This window comes from Candidatus Electronema sp. TJ (assembly GCF_048287355.1).
Taxonomy (GTDB): domain Bacteria; phylum Desulfobacterota; class Desulfobulbia; order Desulfobulbales; family Desulfobulbaceae; genus Electronema.
In genome coordinates this window covers 3,369-7,299 of sequence record NZ_JBLWEP010000121.1, presented here as the reverse complement: position 1 = coordinate 7,299, position 3,931 = coordinate 3,369, and the positions used below count along the sequence as shown (strand labels likewise).

Below are 3,931 nucleotides of genomic sequence, written 5' to 3'. Positions count from 1 at the left end.
TTCCGGCTTGGAATATCCACGGAAGCTTTGTCCTGATTATCAGACAGCCTGCATACGTCAACAACCGGTCCGCTTTTTACCGCAACGCTTGGCAACTTTTGCAAAAATTCTATTTTGCAGCGTTTTATGCGGATATTCCGGCAGGCAGGGACAGAAAGACTGTCCGCGAGATAAATTTTCAATGAATCCGATTCATGAAACCGCGCGGCAAGCTGATTCATCAGGCCGCGCCAGACTGATTCTGGAAGTAAAAAATCATCGCATAAACAGTAAAATGTTGTAATCTTGGGTTCTCCTCCGTGTGCGGCTGTATTCGCGCCAGACAGCAGAAAACTGCCATTCAGGGAAGCATGGTTTTTCAAGGCATTTCAGGGCGCAACTCGGTTTATTTACATATTTCTTCACAAAATGAGTTCAACCAAGATTCAGAGCATAGGCCCGCTGGAAATTGAAGCCGAGAGCTTCCGCATCATTGAGGCGGAGCTTGGCCCGACAGCCTTCAGTTCGGAGCAGTTCGCCGTGGTGCGGCGCTGCATTCATGCCACTGGAGATTTTTCCTTTGCCGAAACCCTGCGTTTCCATCCGCAGGCAATGGAGGCCGGGCGGCGGGCGATCTGTGCCGGAAAAAACATTCTCGTGGATGTCAACATGGCGGCCAGCGGCATTTCCAACCAGTTGCTGGCACGGTTCGGCGGGCGGGTGATCTGCCGGATTGCTACAGCCGAAGCGGCGGAGCGGGCCAGCACGGGCCGGATGACCCGTTCCGAGGCGGCTGTTGAGCTGGCCGCCGGGGAGAACATCGGCATTGCTGTGGCAGGCAACGCGCCCACCGCCTTGCTCAAAATCATGGAGCTGATCGAGCGCGGGACATTTGCGCCGGATTTAGTGATCGGCGTGCCGGTCGGCTTTGTCAACGCGGCGGAGTCTAAAGAAATTCTTGCCAGCAAGCCATATCCTTTCATCACTGCTCTGGGACGGAAGGGTGGAACGCCTGCGGCTGTCGCGACAGTGAACGCGCTCTTGCGTCTCGCCGCAGAGGAGCTGCCAAAAAATTGAACTGCTGACAGCACTGTAACGGAAGGCTAACCGTTTTTTCACAGTTTGCGGTTAAATAATTGCTGACGCGGCTCAAGAATTATCGGAGGCAGGCCGCTGCCCTCAGTCTTCTGCGCGGCAAGGCAACCAGCGCAGGCTCCGGCACTGTGCCACGCAGAAGGCTGATTTATCTTCGGATAAAAAAAATAGTATTTTTTTCAGAAACGGGGTATAAAGCAGGCTGCGGAAGTAGCCTGTGGAACGCGATGCAAGCGGGCTGAACTCAACCAAGCAAAAGGAGAAGAAAATGAAGAAGAAAGGCACGATGGCCGTGGCTGCGGCGGGGCTGCTGCTCGCAGCGGCAGGAGCGCAGGCATTGGAACTGAAGACTGGCAGCGACAAGGTTGCAACCACACTCTATGGTCAAGTCAACCGGGCAGCCATGTATGCCGATGACGGCTACAAAGACCAGTTTTTCCATGTGGACAACGACAACTCCAGCACCAGAGTCGGCCTGAAAGGCGAGGTCGCCGCGACTGAGGGCCTGACCATTGGCTCTGTGGTTGAGGTTGAGTGGCAGGAGAATCCCTCCAATGAGGTTTCAATGGCCAACGAGAGCATTGCCGGAGAATTTCTTGGCCGTCATTTCGATGTCTGGTTCAAGTCGCAGCTCGGCAAGCTCTCTCTGGGCAAAGGCAATGCCGCTTCCACCGACACCTCCGAAGTCGATCTTTCCGGCACCACAGTTGCCTCATACGCTGACCTTGCTGTTGGCACTGGTTTTCAGTTCTATGATGCTGCCAGCAACAGCTATCCAGCCGGCGGCATCACTGTAGGGAATGTCTTTGACTCGATGGACGGTTTGAGCCGTGTGAACCGGGTGCGCTATGATTCCCCATCTTTCGGCGGCTTCACGCTCGGCGCGTCATTGGCCGAAAAGGACACCAATGATGCGGCCCTCAAGTACGCAGGCGAATTCGACGGCACCAAGTTGGAGGCCGCCGTCGCCTTGGCCAATCCGGGCAAAGGCTACAGCCAGCTTGACGGCTCCGCCTCAGTGCTCTTTCCCTTCGGCCTGAACCTGACCTTCGCCAGCGGCACCCGTGACATCGACAACATGCCTGCGGGCGGCGACGATCCGTTCTTCATGTACGGCAAGATCGGCTACATCTGCAAGAACCTCTTGGCTGATGTTGGCTCCACCGCCGTGTCTGTTGACTACGGCGTTTATGAAAACGTGAAGAAGCAGACCACCGGCGAGGAAGGCACGGTTTACGGTGTGCAGCTCGTGCAGAATCTGTCCGCATGGAACACCGACCTCTACGCGGCATATCAGAACTTTGAGCTGGAGAACAATACCAGCGCAGACTACGAGCCGATCAGCGTCATGATGGCTGGCGCAAGGATCAAATTCTAATTCTCCCCGCAGAGTGCGCAGTCCGCGCCCTGTTAAAAGGCCATGCAGGGGTATCCTGCATGGCCTTTTTTTCAGCAAAGATGGCTAAAGAAAAAATCCTGCTGGTCGAGGACGCGGAAGACATTCTCGAATTAATCCGCTACAATTTGGCCAAAGAAGGGTATCAGGTGATTTGCGTCATGTCCGGCGAGGAGGCTTTGAACGCCGTCCGTCAGACCGCCTTTGACCTGATTCTGCTGGACATCATGCTGCCCGGCTTGGATGGGCTGGAAGTCTGCCGCCGCCTGCGTCGGGACTCGGCTGCTGCCCGCATTCCGGTGATCATGCTCACCGCCAAGAGCGAGGAGACCGACATGGTGGTAGGCTTGGAGCTGGGCGCGGATGACTACGTGACCAAACCTTTCAGCACCCGCGTCCTGACCGCCCGCATCCGGGCCGCCCTGCGTCGCTCGCGTCAGACGGACGAAGACGGCCAAGCCGAGATTCTCAGCTTCGGCGATTTGCAGATTGACTGCTCCCGCCACGAGGTGTCGGTCAAGGGAGAGGCGGCGCGTCTGACCGCCACCGAGTTCGGCATCCTGCTCTGCCTGAGCAGGCGGCCCGGATGGGTCTTCAGCCGCTATCAGATCGTCGAGGCGGTGCGCGGGGAGGATTACAGCGTCACAGACCGGGCCGTAGACGTTCAAATTGTCGGCCTGCGGAAAAAACTCGGCGATCTCGGCTCCTGCATTGAAACCGTGCGTGGGGTGGGCTACCGTTTCCGGGCGCAACATATGACGATCTCTTCATGAAAAAATAGCGGGGCGCAATGCTCCGCTGTCGATGTCAGATGCGCCTTGGATTTTTTCTTTGACAGCTCAGGGCAATCGGATGCCATGAGGGACAATTCCGCCGCCGTGTTGACGCTGAGGTGTGGCAGGCGAAAACGAATCAAGAGCCGGTTACAGAAATGAGCAAAATCAGACGCAACCAACCCTGTCCCTGCCGGTCAGGAAAAAAATACAAGTATTGCTGCCTGCCGCGTCGGCAAACTGGACTTCCGGTCGCGCCGCCGCGACTGGAGCAGGCCTCCCTCCTCCGGGAGGTCGAAAAAATCCAGCAGGCCGCCATGCGCCTGCTGGAATGCTGCTGCGACACAGGCGTGTTTGTTTTCTTCAGCACCAAAGAAGGTGACGCATGGGTGCTGGAAACAACCGAGCGCGACGCGTTCCAAGCGGCAGCCGCCGGGCAGCCGCTGCTGCCGCCAGTGCAGGAGGATGCCGAGCTGATCGAGGTGGACTGGAGCCATGCCTTTGCCCTGCGCAGGCGCAGCCTCTTCCTGAAAGATCACCAGAGCGGCATGGAGACCGAGCTGGTCAGTGCGCCGGTGCCGCAGATCAGCGCGGCGGTGCGCCGAATCGAGAAACAGTATCCTTCCGATCTGCTCCGCCAAGTTCATGCGCAGACAGAGCGGCAGGCTGCCTCTGCTTGAGATGCGGC

The 3,931-nt window shown here is 57.3% G+C and carries 4 protein-coding genes and 1 pseudogene; 4 read left to right on the top strand and 1 reads right to left on the bottom strand.

Going from position 1 to position 3,931, the window contains the following annotated elements:
• Window positions 1-362: pseudogene (locus tag ACNKID_RS09200) on the bottom strand (hypothetical protein); the annotation flags it as partial.
• Between the two features lie 46 nt (window positions 363-408).
• On the opposite strand from ACNKID_RS09200, the gene ACNKID_RS09195 reads away from it, so the two are divergent.
• From ACNKID_RS09195 to ACNKID_RS09180, 4 genes are all read left to right on the top strand, one after another.
• Window positions 409-1,056 (top strand): precorrin-8X methylmutase, encoded by a 648-nt coding sequence (locus ACNKID_RS09195; protein ID WP_417913134.1) that lies wholly within the window; start codon window positions 409-411, stop codon window positions 1,054-1,056.
• Window positions 1,057-1,342: 286 nt separating this feature from the next.
• Window positions 1,343-2,452, top strand: a complete 1,110-nt coding sequence (locus ACNKID_RS09190; RefSeq protein WP_417913133.1) for a porin — start codon at window positions 1,343-1,345, stop codon at window positions 2,450-2,452.
• An 80-nt stretch (window positions 2,453-2,532) separates the two neighbouring features.
• The gene (locus tag ACNKID_RS09185) at window positions 2,533-3,243 is read left to right on the top strand and encodes a response regulator transcription factor (protein WP_417913132.1); all 711 of its coding nucleotides are present in this window, start codon (window positions 2,533-2,535) and stop codon (window positions 3,241-3,243) included.
• A 158-nt stretch (window positions 3,244-3,401) separates the two neighbouring features.
• Window positions 3,402-3,923 carry an SEC-C metal-binding domain-containing protein gene (locus tag ACNKID_RS09180; RefSeq protein WP_417913131.1) on the top strand — a complete coding sequence of 174 codons (522 nt, stop codon included), beginning with the start codon at window positions 3,402-3,404 and terminating at the stop codon, window positions 3,921-3,923.
• Window positions 3,924-3,931 lie beyond the last annotated feature (8 nt).